A 14,450-nucleotide genomic window follows, 5' to 3' on the forward strand; every position below is an offset into this window, starting at 1 on the left:
GCCCACACACATGGAGGTGCTATGAGTATTCGTGATTGGCCTGTGGCAGAACGCCCGCGAGAAAAGCTGCTTGAGCGAGGAGCAGCGAGCCTTTCGGACGCTGAATTACTGGCTATTTTCCTGCGTACTGGCGTTGCGGGGCGCAGCGCAGTCGATCTGTCCCGGCATCTGCTGAATCAGTTCGGCAGCCTGCGTGCATTGCTTGATGCCAGCCTGACTACCTTCAGCAGCGAATTGGGTCTTGGGCCTGCGAAATACGCCCAACTGCAAGCGGTGATGGAGATGTCGCGACGACACATGGCCGAATCACTCAAGCGCGACTCAGCGCTGGAAAACCCGCTTCAAGTGCGCAACTACCTCAAGGCATTGCTCAGGCATGAGCCGCATGAGGTATTCGGGTGCCTTTTCCTGGATAACAAGCACCGGGTTTTGACCTTCGAGGTGCTGTTTTATGGATCGATCAACACCGCCCAGGTGTACCCCCGGCAAGTGGTCAAGCGAGCGTTGGCCAACAATGCGGCCAGCCTGATCCTTTGCCATAACCATCCGTCAGGCGTCACCGACGCGAGTCAGGCAGATCTGAACCTGACTCAGCGGCTGAAGGAGGCGTTGGCGCTGGTTGACGTGTCAGTGCTGGATCATCTGATCATTGGGGATGGTGATCCACTGTCGATGGCGGAAAGTGGGTTGATGTAGCACAACAGGACTTACTTTACGGTCACCCTTGAGAAATCCTGCCGCCCAAACGGGCTGACTGAGTAACCCACGACGCTTTTACGCGTCAGCGCAGCGGCTGTCGGATGTGCTAGCGGCAGCCACAGTGCCTGCTGCTGAATCAGCGCTTGAGCCTGGTGATAGATTTTGCTGCGTTTGTCTTGATCGCTGGTGGTCTTGCCTTCGCTGATCAGCTTGTCCAGATCGGCATTGCAGAAGCGCGCAAAGTTCGTCCCCGACTGCACGGCGGCGCAAGAGAACTGCGGCGTCAGGAAGTTATCCGGATCACCGTTGTCGCCTGCCCAGCCCATGAACAGCAGGTCATGCTCACCCACCTTGGCGCGGCGAATCAGCTCACCCCATTCAATCACCTTGATCTCGGCTTTGATGCCGACTTTTGCCAGGTCTGCTTGCAGCAACTGTGCGCCAAGGTTGGGGTTCGGATTCAATGTGCTGCCCGTTGGACGGGTCCAGATCGTCGTGTTGAAGCCGTCCTTAAGGCCGGCTTTGGCCAGCAGCTCTTTGGCCTTGGCGATGTTGAGCTTGTAGCCCGGCAGGTCGCTGGCATAACCCCAGGTGTTGGGAGGAAACGGACCGTTCGCCGCTTTGGCAGAGTCTTCGAAGACTGCTTTGAGATAGGTCGCTTTATCAAACGCCAGGTTGATCGCCTGGCGCACTTCGGGTTTGTCCAGCGGCGGGTGCTGGCTGTTGATGGCCAGAAAGGCAGTCATGAACGCGTCAGTTTTTTCGACTTTCAATGCAGGGTCTTTGCTGGCCTCGGCGATGTCCAGCGGCTTGGGTGAAAGCGCTACCTGACATTCGTTTTGCTTGATCCGCTGCAGCCGAACGTTGGCATCCGGAGTGATCGCGTAGATCAGTGCATCGACGCCTGGTTTCCCAGCGAAGTAGTCCGCATTGGCCTCGTAGCGCACAACGGCGTCTTTCTGGAAGCGTTTGAAAATGAACGGCCCCGTACCGATTGGCTGGCTGTTCAGCTTCTCCGGCGTGCCCGCTTTCATCAACTGCGCCATGTACTCCGATGAGTAAATTGACGCAAAGCCCATGCTCAGCGTTGCGAGGAAAGTCGCGTCCGGGTGATCAAGCGTAAAGCGCACAGTACTGGCGTCCGGCGCCTCTATCTTCTTGATTAGCGCTGGCAACTGCATCGATTGCGCGTGAGGAAAGCCTTGTACGGCCACTTTATGCCAAGGGTTGGCCGGGTCGAGCATTCGCTGGAAGCTGTACACGACGTCTTCGGCGTTGAGCGTGCGAGTGGGTTTGAAATAGTCGGTGGAGTGAAACTTCACACCGCTGCGAAGTTTGAAGTCATACGTCAAGCCGTCTGGCCAGACTGTCCAGCTCTCGGCAAGGCTAGGCACTAGCTTGCGAGTCTCTGCATCGTAGTTCACCAGTCTGTTCATCAGCACATCGGCGGAGGCGTTGGTAGTGGTCAGCGAGTTGTACTGAACCACGTCGAACCCTTCGGGACTGGCTTCGGTGCAAACGCTCAACGTTGTAGCGGCCTGGGCCATCACCGGAGCGAACAAGGGCGCAAGCAAAAAAGGCAATATAGCGAGACGCATGGCGATGTTCCTGCTGATCAGTAGGGGCCATCTGCTGGCGCAGTCTGGTGAGGGAGTAACCCTAGACTATGCATTGGCGCAGAACAATCAGTCTGGCGCGACGAGTGGTATATTTGCGCTGCCCCATGGCGGCTGGCTCTGTCAGGCTGAGAACCCGGCGTTTTCTCTATTGAAAGCGTGATGGCTGTTGTTGCATCTGGAGGTTTCTGGTATAAAGCAGCGCTCTTTTCTAGGGGCCCGCTTCCTTCATCGTAGGTGTGGCCGGTAAGACCCCTGAAGAAACGCGGCGCCTGGCGCCAAATGACTGAGAGATTAAGCGGCCAACCCATGCCGGGTTGGGCATGTGGTTTTAGAGGGCTGAGGCATGTCGAGAGTCTGTCAAGTTACCGGTAAGGGTCCGGTGACTGGGAATAACATTTCCCACGCAAACAACAAAACCCGTCGTCGTTTCCTGCCAAACCTGCAGCATCACCGCTTCTGGGTTGAAGAAGAGAAACGTTTTGTACGTCTGCGCGTATCTGCTAAAGGCATGCGTATCATCGACAAGCGTGGCATTACAGTCGTTCTGGCTGAAATTCGCCGTGCTGGCGCTAAGGTTTAAGGGAGAGAATCATGCGTGAATTGATCCGTTTGGTGTCGACCGCTAACACCGGCCACTTCTACACCACCGACAAGAACAAGCGCACTACTCCGGACAAAATCGAAATTAAAAAATTCGATCCGGTTGTTCGTAAGCACGTGATCTACAAAGAAGCCAAAATCAAGTAATTGATCTTTGCCTCTTACGAAAAAGCCCGCAGCGATGCGGGCTTTTTTGTGGGTAAAGTTTGGCGGTCACGCCTTCTGCTCAAACACCACATAAATCTTTCTGCATGCCTCCAGCACCTCCCACGTCCCGCTGAACCCAGCCGGAATCACGAACCTATCGCCTGCGCGCAAGGTTTTCGAGTTGCCGTCTTCGTCCCGCAACACCGATACGCCTTGTACTATTTCGCAGTATTCGTGTTCGGTGTAATTCACTTTCCACTGCCCCGGTTCGCCCTCCCAAACGCCCGCGCTCATTTGCCCACAGGGACTATTGTAGTGGTTGTACAGCGTTTGCTCAGGATCTCCCTTGAGGATCTTTTCGGCTGCCGGGCGATAGCGTTCCGCTTCGGTGCTGACGGCACTGAAGTCGACGATGCTTTCGATACTCATGATTTCTCTGGCTCCTGAAGGATGCGATGGCGTTCAGCGTTGGAGGGGGCAGCCACCCGATAGTGCCGCAGTGGCGTGTTGAATAAAATGCACGAATTAGCGGCGTTTCGGGGTTTATGTCCAATATATTGGAAATTCCACTAATGCTGGTTTAGGGTGGCAAACGCCTTTGGCCGATTCGGCACAACGTTTGGGCGAGCCCTGGGCGCGGTTCATGAACGCCCGAACGAGCCCTGATTCACAAGAGGAGGAATGTTTCATGACGACCCTGACTCATGCTGACTGGGAGCAACGCGCCCAGAACCTGAAGATCGAAGGCCGAGCTTTCATCAACGGCGAATACACCGACGCATCGTCCGGTGCCACGTTTGACTGCATCAGCCCGGTCGATGGCCGCTTCCTGGCTCACGTCGCCAGTTGCGATACTGCAGACGCTCAGCGTGCCGTCGAAAACGCCCGCGCCACTTTCAATTCCGGTGTCTGGTCGCGTCTTGCGCCGGTCAAGCGCAAAGCGGCCATGCTGCGCTTCGCTGCCCTCATCAAAGAAAATGTCGAAGAGCTTGCGCTGCTCGAAACCCTCGACATGGGCAAGCCGATCAGCGATTCCTACGGCATCGACATTCCAGGCTCCGCGCAAGCGTTGAGCTGGAGCGGCGAAGCCATCGACAAGATTTACGACGAAGTGGCCGCCACCCCGCACGACCAGCTGGGTTTGGTTACCCGTGAGCCAATCGGCGTCGTGGCCGCCATCGTCCCGTGGAATTTCCCGCTGCTGATGGCGTCGTGGAAGCTGGGTCCTGCGTTGTCTAGCGGCAACTCGGTCATCCTGAAACCATCGGAAAAATCCCCACTGACCGCCATCCGCGTCGCGGAACTGGCGATTGAAGCGGGCATTCCGGCCGGCGTACTCAACGTACTGCCTGGTTACGGCCATACCGTCGGCAAAGCGCTGGCGCTGCATATGGACGTGGACACCGCAGTGTTCACCGGCTCGACCAAAATCGCCAAGCAGCTTTTGATTTACTCGGGCGAGTCGAACATGAAGCGCATCTGGCTCGAGGCTGGCGGCAAAAGTCCTAACATCGTGTTTGCCGACGCGCCTGACCTGCAAGCCGCCGCCGAGTCAGCCGCCAGCGCTATAGCCTTCAATCAGGGCGAAGTCTGCACCGCGGGCTCGCGATTGCTGGTCGAACGTTCGATCAAGGACAAGTTTCTACCGATGGTGATCGAGGCGTTGAAAGCCTGGAAGCCAGGTAATCCGCTCGACCCAGCCACAACTGTAGGGGCATTGGTCGACACCCAGCAGATGAATACCGTGCTTTCCTACATCGAATCCGGTCATACCGACGGCGCGAAACTGGTCGCGGGTGGCAAACGGATCATGCAGGAAACAGGCGGTACCTACGTTGAACCGACGATTTTCGACGGTGTGACCAACGCCATGAAAATCGCCCAGGAAGAAATCTTCGGACCGGTACTGTCGGTGTTGACGTTCGACACGGCCGAGGAGGCGATCCAGATTGCCAATGACACGCCGTACGGCCTCGCTGCTGCGGTGTGGACGGCTGACCTGTCCAAGGCGCACCTGACGGCCAAGGCGTTGCGCGCCGGCAGCGTGTGGGTCAACCAGTATGATGGCGGCGACATGACTGCGCCGTTTGGTGGTTTCAAGCAGTCCGGCAACGGCCGCGACAAATCGCTGCATGCGTTCGACAAGTACACCGAACTGAAGGCAACCTGGATCAAGTTGTAAAAAGTCAGTTAGGGCGGCATTTAGCCTGTGGGAGCGGACCTGTCCGCGAACGCGAACGTATAGCCGACGACGATCCAGCGTCAGTAACGGCCTCTTCGCGGACGGGTCCGCTCCCACGGATCTGACGACAGCAGTAACGCACAGCCGGGTTTTCCCACGAAGACCCGGCTGTTTTGTCTCTCTCTTTTAAAACCACGGGAGCGCAGTAATGCGTTGGGGTACGTATTTCGCCGTCCTGGCCTCAGTGTTGAGTGTCGGGCTGGCGCTCGGCGTGAGTATGCCGCTGGTGTCGTTGCGGCTAGAGGCTTGGGGGTACGGCGCATTCGCCATCGGTGTCATGGCCGCGATGCCCGCTATTGGCGTACTGATGGGCGCAAGCCTGGCCAGCAGATTGGCGGCATGGCTGGGAACGCCTGTGTTGATGCGCTTCTGTCTGTGGGGTGGTTCCTTTTCGGTTGGATTGCTGGCGCTACTGCCCAATTACTGGATCTGGCTGGTGCTGCGGCTGATGCTCGGCGTCATCCTGACCATCGTCTTTATCCTCGGTGAAAGCTGGATCAACCAACTGGTAATCGAGCGCCTTCGCGGCAAACTGGTTGCCCTGTATGGCAGCAGCTATGCCCTGAGTCAGCTGGCAGGTCCGATATTGCTCGGGTTCGTCGGCACTGACGCTGACTATGGTTTCTGGGTGGGAACGGCGCTGCTCGCGACCTCGCCGGTTTTGCTGCTAGGACGTACGGGAGCGCCAAGCGCGCATTCGGCCAACGTCACGCTCGGTGATTTATGGGGCTTTTGTGCGAGGCTGCCCGCCATCGCGTGGGCCATTGCCCTGTTCGCCGGGTTCGAAGCGATGATTCTGACTTTGTTGCCGGTGTACTGCCTGCAACAGGGCTTCACCCCGGAAATCGCTTTGGCGATGGTCAGTACTGTCGTGGTGGGCGATGCGCTGCTGCAATTGCCCATCGGTGCGCTGGCGGACCGCGTCTCCCGACGTAAGCTGTTTTCCGGCTGTGCATTGGCGCTGATGGTCGCGAGCCTGCTGATTCCATTGCTGGTGGATACGCAACTGATCTGGCCGCTGTGGGTCCTGTTCGGCGCCAGCGCGGGCGGGTTGTTCACCTTGTCACTGATCTTGATTGGCGAGCGATATCGCGACGACGCGCTGGTCCGGGCCAATGCTCACGTGGCGCAACTGTGGGGCATTGGTTGTCTGCTAGGTCCGCTGCTGGCGGGGGCAGGCAGCCAGTGGATCAGCGGCCAGGCGTTGCCATTGCTGATGGCGGCGGGAGCATTCGGACTGGTGATCCTGTCGCAGCGTCGTCGTGCCTTTGGCGTAGAGCAGGTGACGGCCTAAAGCATGCGCTCAAGGCCAACGGTTGTTGCGAACCAGGCGTTGAAGCGGCGCCACCAGTCACCGGGCTCTTGGTAGATCGTGTGAATCTTGCCGTTGTCTTCGGTGACCCACACCACTCGATCATTCTCCAGTTTGGCCTGATAGCTGGTGGCCGGGGCCATACCTTGCAGCGCCAGCTCGCGCAGGTATTCGGTGAGTTCCGGGCTGTCCACCAACACCCCGACTTCGGTGTTCCACAGCACAGAGCGCGGGTCGAAATTGAACGAACCGACGAAGACCTTCTGCCGGTCGAAGATCATTGCCTTGCTGTGCAGGCTTGAATCCGAACCGCCGGTGAACGAGCCCTTTTTGAAGAACTTCGGCCCACTGCCGCCGGAATTCCCCACATCACCGGGCTGGCGGCGCAGCTCGAAAAGCTTCACGCCATGGGCCAGCAATGCCTTGCGATAGGGCGCGTAGCCGCCATGCACGGCGGGCACGTCGGTAGCTTCCAGTGAATTCGTCAACAGGCTGACCGACACACCCTTATCCGACAGCCCTGTCAGGTAGACCAGCCCTTGCTGCCCCGGCACGAAGTAAGCCGAGATCAGCATCAACTCCTGATGCACGCCCACCAGGTCGGGGGCCAGTTGCGTGGTCAGGAGTAAGTGAGGATCGGGTTCGCCTTGGGACAGCACTTTGGTAGGCGCGTCCCACAAAGCCTGGTTGTGCGCCCAGATCAGCTCGTTGAGCCAGGTTTTCATGCGCGGATGGTCCTTGTAGGCCATCAACCGCTCATACAGCGCCTTGTTGTGTTCATGGGATTGCTCCAGTGACTCGGTCAGACGTTTGCGAGCTTCAGTCAGATCTTTCGCGTCGGGCCGCCACGACACGAAATTGTCGATGGGTGTGCTCAGCCGACTGTTCCAGTACTGATCGAAGCTGTGACCCAGTTGCTCGGCCACCGGCCCGACGCTGAGCATGTCGATATCGGTGAAATTCAGATTGGGCTCGGCGTCGAAATACTCGTCGCCCAGATTGCGCCCGCCGACGATGGCCACCGCGCCGTCGGCCAGCCACAGCTTGTTGTGCATGCGTCGATGTTGCAGCGATAGATCGAACAGCCGCCCCAGACTGCGCGTCACGCCTGTGCTACGGCCCAGATTGAGCGGATTGAACAGGCGAATCTGGATGTTGGGGTGGGCGGCGAGGGTGGCAATGACCTGATCCAGTCCGTCGCTGGTGGTGTCATCCAGCAGTATGCGCACGCGCACGCCGCGATCGGCTGCTTTGAGCAGTTCGTCCACCAGCGCACGGGTGCTGAGGCCGTCATGCACGATGTAGTACTGCAGATCCAGGCTGGTTTTGGCGTTGCGGATCAGCTCGGCGCGGGCCATGAAAGCTTCGGTGCTGTTGGGCAGCAATCGAAATCCCGACTTACCCTCATAGGGTTTGGCCTGCGCCATGATCGAGCGACCGAATGAGGAGTCTGCCGCAGGTAGCGCCTGAGTGGGCAGGCCGTCGGGTGGAGTGTGGGCGCATCCGCTGACGCAGAGGGCACAGAACAGCAAGAAGGGCGTGGCCCATTTATAGGTCAACGGATTCGTCCAGAAGTCACATCACGGCGATATGACAGCATCTGGCGGGAAAAAGTTAACCACTGGTCAATCCGTTTGCATCATCAGCTTTGAAACGGCTGCTCCGACCTTACGCACGGCGTCTTCGATCTGCGGCGTGGGTTTGGCGGCGAAGTTCATGCGCAGGCAGTTTCTGTATTTGCCGGACGCGGAAAATATGCTGCCGACGGCGATCTGTACGCCTTGACCTTGCAACGCCCGATTCAGACGCAGCGAGTCAAACGTGTCCGGCAACTCGACCCACAACATGAAGCCGCCCTGCGGACGACTGACCCGCGTGCTCTCAGGGAAATATCGGGTGACCCAATCGGTCATCTGATCGCGGCTGCGCTGGTATTGGGCGCGCATTCGTCGCATATGCGGCTCGTAATGACCGTCCTTGAGAAACTCGGCAATCGCCAGTTGTGGCTGGGTCGCGGTTGAGCCAGTGCTGATGTATTTCATGTGCAGCGCGCGGTCCAGATACCTGCCCGGCGCCACCCAACCCACGCGCAGCCCCGGCGCCAGGGTTTTCGAGAACGAGCTGCAGAGCAGGACGCGACCGTCCTCGTCGAACGACTTGATCGTGCGCGGCCGAGGATAGTTGTAGGCAATGTCGCCATACACATCGTCTTCGATGATCGCTACGTCGTAGCGCTGAGCAAGGGTCAGCAGCGCGCGTTTGCGCTCTTCCGGCATGATATAGCCAAGTGGGTTGTTGCAGTTGGGCGTCAACTGTATGGCCTTGATCGGCCACTGCTCCAGCGCAAGTTCAAGCGCTTCGATGCTGATGCCAGTGATGGGGTCGGTGGGGATTTCCAGCGCCTTCATGCCCAGGCCTTTGAGCGCCTGCATCGCGCCGTGAAAACTCGGCGAATCCACGGCCACGATATCGCCGGGCTGGCAGACAGAACGGATGCTCACGGACAGCGCTTCCTGCGCGCCGGTGGTAATCACCAGATCCTCCGGGCCAACGTTGGTCCCCGAATCCAGAAGCAGACGCGCGACCTGATCGCGCAAGACTTGGGTGCCGTAGATGTTGTCGTAATACAGCCCCGGCATGTCCATGCGCCGGCTGATCTTGCCCAGCGCCTGAGTCAGCGGGCGCAGCGTGGGGCTGGTGATATCCGGCATGCCGCGCGCCAACTGTATGACATTCGGATTGGGCGTGGCACTTGCCAGCTCCAGTACCTGATCCCATTGGGAAATATCCACCGGCCTTTGTGCCGGGCGTCCTACCACTGGAAGGGCTGGAGCCCTGCGCCCGGCGGGAACGAAATAGCCGGATTTGGGTTTGGGGGAGGCCAGTCCGTTGTCTTCCAGCAGTCGATACGCCTGCTGCACGGTGCTCAAACTGACGCCGTGTTCAACGCTGAGTGCTCGCACCGAAGGCAGTCGGTCGCCGGGGCGATAGAAGCCGTTTTCAATGCGCGAGCCGAGCAGATCGGCGAGATTGACGTACAGGGTCATGGCGACCTCCCAGTGAATTTTGTGGGCTACGCCCATACAGATAGCGCAAAAATACACCATTCAGCGCTCGGTGTACGTCATCTGTATGAAAAATATTTCTGTTTCTTGAGTCTGTAATGGTTTTGCGTGGGCGCTCATCATAAAGCCACACGAACACATGATGAGGTGCAAGAGCATGAACGGGTTGAGTGATGTGCGGTTAGCGCTTTACGGCCAGGAACTGGTGGACGGGCAGGCTCGCTCGGTGAAGACGAGCTACCCGCGCAACCTTAGCCGTTGGGCTCTGTTCCAGCATCGGCGAGCGACGCGCCGGGCTCTATTAAATTTGAACGCCGACCAACTGAAAGACGTCGGTCTGACGGCAGAGCAAGCGCGGCAAGAAGGGCTGAAGCCGTTTTGGAGGGAGTAAATCCGTAGGAGCGCGCTCATCAATCATCAGATATGTCGTTGATTTATGGGCGACAGATAACTTGTTGGAGCGAGGCTCGCCCGCGAAGTTGGCGCCTCGGTTTATCTGAAGCCCACTTCGTCAGCTTCGCGGGCAAGCCTCGCTCCAACAGGATCAGTGCCTGCGCGTAAGCGCGTCGTCTCGACGACGGGGAGTCACCTACTGCGGTTCTGCTTCAGCGCAATTCCTTCAACCGGTGCCACAACATCCCCAGCGCCAGCAGCGGCGAGCGAAGGTGCTTGCCGCCAGGGAAGGTCATGTGCGGGACCTTGTTGAACAGTTCAAAGCCACCGCTGTGCTGGCCGCTGATGGCCTCGGCCAGCAATTTGCCTGCCAGATGCGTTGCGTTCAAACCGTGGCCCGCATAGGCCTGAGCGTAAAAGACGTTGGGGTGATCCTTCAAACGCCCGATCTGCGGCAGACGGTTGGCGCCAATGCCAATCATGCCGCCCCACTGGTAATCAATCTTCACGCCGGTCAGTTGCGGAAAAACCTTGAGCATCTTCGGCGTCATGTAGCCGGCGATGTCCTGCGGGTCGCGCCCGGAGTAATGACAGGCCCCACCGAACAACAGCCGACGATCCGCTGACAGCCGGAAGTAATCCACAGCCACCTGCTGATCGCACACAGCCGTGTTGCGCGGCAAAAGCTCATGCGCCTGTTCTTCGCTCAAGGGTTCAGTGGCAATGATGTAACTGCCAGCGGGCAGCACCTTGCCGCTCAGTTCATGGTCCAGATCATTGAGATAGGCGTTGCAGCCCAGCACCAGGGATTTGGCGCGGACTGAGCCCTGCGCTGTATGAACGCTGACCTCGGCGCCATATTCCACACGAATCACTGGCGAGTGTTCGAAGATCTGCACGCCTAGAGATGTGGCAACAGCCGCTTCACCCAGTGCGAGATTCAGCGGGTGCAGGTGGCCTGAGCCCATGTCGATCATGCCGCCGGCGTAGTTGTCCGAGCCGATGACGCTGGGCATTTCGTCCTTGCTCAGCAGCTGCAACGAATGCCGATAGCCCAGGCTGCGCAGTTCTTCAGCGTCCTCGGCGAAATGGGCCAGCTCGCGGGGCTTGTTCGCCAGGTCGCAATAGCCCCACGTCAGATCACACTCGATGGCGTAGCGCTCAATGCGCTCACGCACGATCTCCACCGCTTCGAGCCCCATCAGTTTGAGCTGGCGAACACCTTCATCGCCGATGACGTTCTTGAAACGCTCCACCCCATGACCGACGCCGCGAATCAACTGCCCGCCGTTACGACCGCTGGCGCCCCAGCCAATCTTTCGGGCCTCCAGCAGCACGACGCTCAATCCGCGTTCCGCCAGCTCGATGGCGGTGTTCAACCCCGAAAAGCCTCCGCCCACTACGCAAACATCGACGATGACGTTACCTGCCAATGCCGGATGATCAGGCTGTGGATGGCTGCTGGCAGCGTAATACGAGGCGGCGTGCGAATTGTCGGCGGGGTGCTGAACGCGGGCGTTCATGTTGTTTATCCCAAGAGTTGTGTTTAAAAAATTTTACGGAGGGTAGCCGCGAGTCGGCAAGCGGGCAAGCAGGGTGCGGCGTCGCTGTCACATCGGCCGCAGATGAGGGAAAATCCCGGCATCTTCTTTCGGTACTGACGTCATGAGCTGCAACAGCCAGAAAATTCGCGACCTGCGCCGACAGATTCCTTCTTTCGCGTGCGTCCCCGGTTGCCACGATTGCTGTGGTCCCGTGACCACTTCGTCCGAAGAAATGGCCCGCTTGCCGCGCAAGACCGCGGCCGAGCAAGAGGCTGCGATGGATGAGCTCAACTGTGTGCATCTGGGGCCCAATGGCTGCACGGTGTATGACGAGCGGCCGTTGATTTGCCGGCTGTTTGGCACGACCCAAACGTTGCCGTGTCCCAACGGCAGGCGGCCCGAGGTCTTGATTCACCCACGGGTGGAAGCGCAGGTGCATGAGTACATCGCGACGACGCGGCAAGTGTTGGTGTAGCGCTGAAGCTCACTCCGCGATCGGGAGACTCAAACTCTCCTTCACCTCTTCCATCACGATATAGCTCTTGGACTCGCGCACATGGGGCAGCTTGAGCAGGATATCGCCGAGCAGCTTGCGATAAGACGCCATCTCGGAAATCCGCGCCTTCACCAGGTAGTCAAAATCTCCTGACACCAGATGGCATTCCAGCACATGAGGCAGTTTGAGCACCGCTCGGCGGAATTCCTCGAAAGTATCCCCTGATTTGTAATCCAGACTGATCTCGACGAACACCAACAGACTAGCCTTCAGGCTCTGCGGATTGAGGCGGGCGTTGTAGCCCATGATGATGCCTTCGCGCTCCAGTCTGCGTACCCGTTCTGTACAGGGCGTGGTCGACAACCCCACGCGTTCTCCAAGCTCCGTGAAGGAAATTCTGCCGTCGCTTTGCAGGATGCGCAGGATATTACGATCGATCTTGTCCAGTTCGCGCTTGGACTGATGCTGTGTACGCATGGAAAGCCCCTCTGCGAAAGACGTGGTTGCCGAGAATTAAAGCCGAATATAGGCGTTTATATAGTGAAAGGCACTGCTGATTGCTTTTTATACTGCCCACATCCTTGCTTAAAACTTCAAAACGTCAGCGGATATCCGCGATGAGGTAGTCAACATGCGCGTCTTGGTCCTTGGAAGTGGCGTAATCGGTACGACCAGTGCTTATTATCTGGCGCGTGAAGGCTTTGAAGTGACCGTCGTCGATCGCCAACCGGCCGCTGCGATGGAAACCAGCTTTGCTAACGCAGGCCAGGTTTCGCCGGGCTACGCGTCACCCTGGGCAGCCCCGGGTGTTCCGCTCAAGGCGCTCAAATGGTTGCTCGAACGTCATGCGCCGTTGGCGATCAAGGCGACAACCGATATCGATCAATACCTCTGGATGGCGCAAATGCTGCGCAACTGCACGGCCAATCGCTATGCCGTGAACAAAGAGCGCATGGTGCGGTTATCTGAATATAGCCGCGACTGCCTCGACGAGCTGCGAGCCGAGACCGGGATCGCCTACGAAGGCCGTAGCCTGGGGACAACGCAGTTGTTCCGTACCCAGGCGCAACTCGACAACGCCGCCAAAGACATCTCAGTACTTGAACAGGCTGGCGTGCCCTATGAGTTGCTCGACCGAGAAGGCATCGCCCGCGTCGAACCAGCACTGGCCAGTGTCAGCAATATCCTCGCTGGCGCTTTGCGCCTGCCCAACGACCAGACCGGCGACTGCCAACTGTTCACCACGCGGCTCGCGCAAATGGCGACCGATCTGGGCGTCGAGTTCCGTTTCGGGCAATCCATCGAATCCATCGACTTTGCAGGCGACCGCATCAATGGCGTGTGGATCGACGGCAAGCTTGAAACCGCCGACCGCTACGTTCTGGCGCTCGGCAGCTATTCGCCGCAATTGCTCAAGCCTCTGGGCATCAAGGCGCCGGTCTACCCGCTCAAGGGCTATTCGCTGACGGTGCCGATCACCAACGCTGCGATGTCCCCGACCTCGACCATCCTGGACGAGACCTACAAAGTTGCGATCACCCGTTTCGACAACCGCATTCGTGTCGGCGGCATGGCCGAGATTGCCGGTTTTGACCTGTCACTCAACCCGCGCCGCCGCGAAACGCTGGAGATGATCGTCAACGACCTCTATCCTCAGGGCGGCGATTTGGCGCAGGCTAGCTTCTGGACAGGTTTGCGTCCGACCACGCCGGACGGCACGCCGATTGTCGGTGCGACGCCGTATCGCAACTTGTTCCTCAACACCGGTCACGGCACGCTGGGCTGGACCATGGCCTGCGGTTCCGGCCGTTTGCTGGCTGATCTGATCGCCCGCAAAAAGCCTCAGATCAGCGCCGAAGGCCTCGATATTTCTCGTTACGGCAGTACCAAGGAGATCGCAAAAAATGTCAATCCAGCGCCAGCTCACCAATGAGCGACTGAGCCAGCTCGTCGTCCACAACGGCACCGTTTACCTTGCCGGCCAAGTGGGCGATGACATGGGCGCGGGCATCGAACAGCAGACCCGCGAGACGCTGAATAACATTGAGCGCCTGCTGGACCTCGCCGGGACTGACAAAAGCCGCATTCTGTCGGTGACGATTTACCTGAAAGACATCGACGCCGATTTTGCGGGCATGAACAGCGTGTGGGACAAGTGGCTGACCAAAGGCCTGGCCCCGGCGCGCGCAACCGTTGAGTCCAAACTGTGCGAACCAGAGATTCTTGTTGAAATGACCGTGGTTGCGGCGCTGCCGTAAGCCCGCAAACCATCACCCTGTGGGAGCGGACCTGTCCGCGAATGCGATATGACATCCGGCAATTTTGTTTCGGAT

Annotated in this window: 15 protein-coding genes; 9 read left to right on the forward strand and 6 right to left on the reverse strand. The window is 58.6% G+C overall.

What is annotated here, in order from left to right; all coding sequences use genetic code 11:
* Positions 1-21 precede the first annotated feature (21 nt).
* Entirely contained in the window at positions 22-696 is a 675-nt protein-coding gene (gene radC, locus ACWKWM_RS00440) for a RadC family protein (protein WP_483844234.1), read from the forward strand.
* A gap of 11 nt (positions 697-707) precedes the next feature.
* Here the strand turns inward: radC and ACWKWM_RS00445 are convergent, their stop codons facing one another.
* Positions 708-2,297: an ABC transporter substrate-binding protein gene (locus ACWKWM_RS00445; protein WP_483844235.1), complete on the reverse strand. Its 1,590-nt coding sequence runs from the start codon at positions 2,295-2,297 to the stop codon at positions 708-710.
* Positions 2,298-2,661: 364 nt separating this feature from the next.
* On the opposite strand from ACWKWM_RS00445, the gene rpmB reads away from it, so the two are divergent.
* Both rpmB and rpmG read left to right on the forward strand, forming a co-directional pair.
* Positions 2,662-2,898, forward strand: coding sequence for a 50S ribosomal protein L28 (gene rpmB, locus ACWKWM_RS00450; RefSeq protein ID WP_037016669.1), 237 nt, complete (start codon positions 2,662-2,664; stop codon positions 2,896-2,898).
* An 11-nt stretch (positions 2,899-2,909) separates the two neighbouring features.
* Complete coding sequence (gene rpmG, locus ACWKWM_RS00455; protein ID WP_010225867.1) at positions 2,910-3,065, forward strand: 50S ribosomal protein L33; 156 nt, start codon at positions 2,910-2,912, stop codon at positions 3,063-3,065.
* Positions 3,066-3,131: 66 nt separating this feature from the next.
* Here rpmG and ACWKWM_RS00460 read toward each other — a convergent pair whose 3' ends face one another.
* Positions 3,132-3,494 carry a cupin domain-containing protein gene (locus ACWKWM_RS00460; protein ID WP_483844236.1) on the reverse strand — a complete coding sequence of 121 codons (363 nt, stop codon included), beginning with the start codon at positions 3,492-3,494 and terminating at the stop codon, positions 3,132-3,134.
* A gap of 259 nt (positions 3,495-3,753) precedes the next feature.
* Here ACWKWM_RS00460 and ACWKWM_RS00465 point away from each other — a divergent pair, with 259 nt between their 5' ends.
* Both ACWKWM_RS00465 and ACWKWM_RS00470 read left to right on the forward strand, forming a co-directional pair.
* Positions 3,754-5,247, forward strand: a complete 1,494-nt coding sequence (locus ACWKWM_RS00465; RefSeq protein WP_483844237.1) for an aldehyde dehydrogenase — start codon at positions 3,754-3,756, stop codon at positions 5,245-5,247.
* A 208-nt stretch (positions 5,248-5,455) separates the two neighbouring features.
* Complete coding sequence (locus ACWKWM_RS00470) at positions 5,456-6,601, forward strand: MFS transporter (protein ID WP_483844238.1); 1,146 nt, start codon at positions 5,456-5,458, stop codon at positions 6,599-6,601.
* Here the strand turns inward: ACWKWM_RS00470 and ACWKWM_RS00475 are convergent.
* Positions 6,598-8,178, reverse strand: coding sequence for a phospholipase D family protein (locus ACWKWM_RS00475; protein ID WP_483844239.1), 1,581 nt, complete (start codon positions 8,176-8,178; stop codon positions 6,598-6,600). The two genes, ACWKWM_RS00470 and ACWKWM_RS00475, sit on opposite strands and share 4 nt — an antisense overlap.
* A gap of 66 nt (positions 8,179-8,244) precedes the next feature.
* On the reverse strand, positions 8,245-9,666 hold the full coding sequence (locus ACWKWM_RS00480; RefSeq protein ID WP_483844240.1) for an aminotransferase-like domain-containing protein: 1,422 nt from the start codon (positions 9,664-9,666) through the stop codon (positions 8,245-8,247).
* Positions 9,667-9,841: 175 nt separating this feature from the next.
* Between ACWKWM_RS00480 and ACWKWM_RS00485 the strand changes: the two genes are divergently transcribed.
* On the forward strand, positions 9,842-10,075 hold the full coding sequence (locus tag ACWKWM_RS00485) for a DUF1127 domain-containing protein (protein ID WP_483844241.1): 234 nt from the start codon (positions 9,842-9,844) through the stop codon (positions 10,073-10,075).
* 214 nt (positions 10,076-10,289) lie between these two features.
* Here the strand turns inward: ACWKWM_RS00485 and ACWKWM_RS00490 are convergent, their stop codons facing one another.
* Complete coding sequence (locus ACWKWM_RS00490) at positions 10,290-11,600, reverse strand: NAD(P)/FAD-dependent oxidoreductase (RefSeq protein ID WP_483844242.1); 1,311 nt, start codon at positions 11,598-11,600, stop codon at positions 10,290-10,292.
* A gap of 142 nt (positions 11,601-11,742) precedes the next feature.
* Between ACWKWM_RS00490 and ACWKWM_RS00495 the strand changes: the two genes are divergently transcribed.
* A complete protein-coding gene (locus tag ACWKWM_RS00495) occupies positions 11,743-12,096 on the forward strand; it encodes a YkgJ family cysteine cluster protein (RefSeq protein ID WP_483844243.1) in 354 nt (117 codons plus the stop codon).
* A gap of 9 nt (positions 12,097-12,105) precedes the next feature.
* Here the strand turns inward: ACWKWM_RS00495 and ACWKWM_RS00500 are convergent, their stop codons facing one another.
* A complete protein-coding gene (locus tag ACWKWM_RS00500) occupies positions 12,106-12,594 on the reverse strand; it encodes an Lrp/AsnC ligand binding domain-containing protein (protein ID WP_483844244.1) in 489 nt (162 codons plus the stop codon).
* Positions 12,595-12,748: 154 nt separating this feature from the next.
* On the opposite strand from ACWKWM_RS00500, the gene dadA reads away from it, so the two are divergent.
* Complete coding sequence (gene dadA / locus ACWKWM_RS00505; RefSeq protein ID WP_483844245.1) at positions 12,749-14,050, forward strand: D-amino acid dehydrogenase; 1,302 nt, start codon at positions 12,749-12,751, stop codon at positions 14,048-14,050.
* Positions 14,022-14,375: a RidA family protein gene (locus ACWKWM_RS00510; RefSeq protein WP_483844246.1), complete on the forward strand. Its 354-nt coding sequence runs from the start codon at positions 14,022-14,024 to the stop codon at positions 14,373-14,375. Before dadA ends, ACWKWM_RS00510 begins: the two co-directional genes overlap by 29 nt.
* Positions 14,376-14,450 lie beyond the last annotated feature (75 nt).

Source organism: Pseudomonas rosaeacicularis (assembly GCF_057128745.1).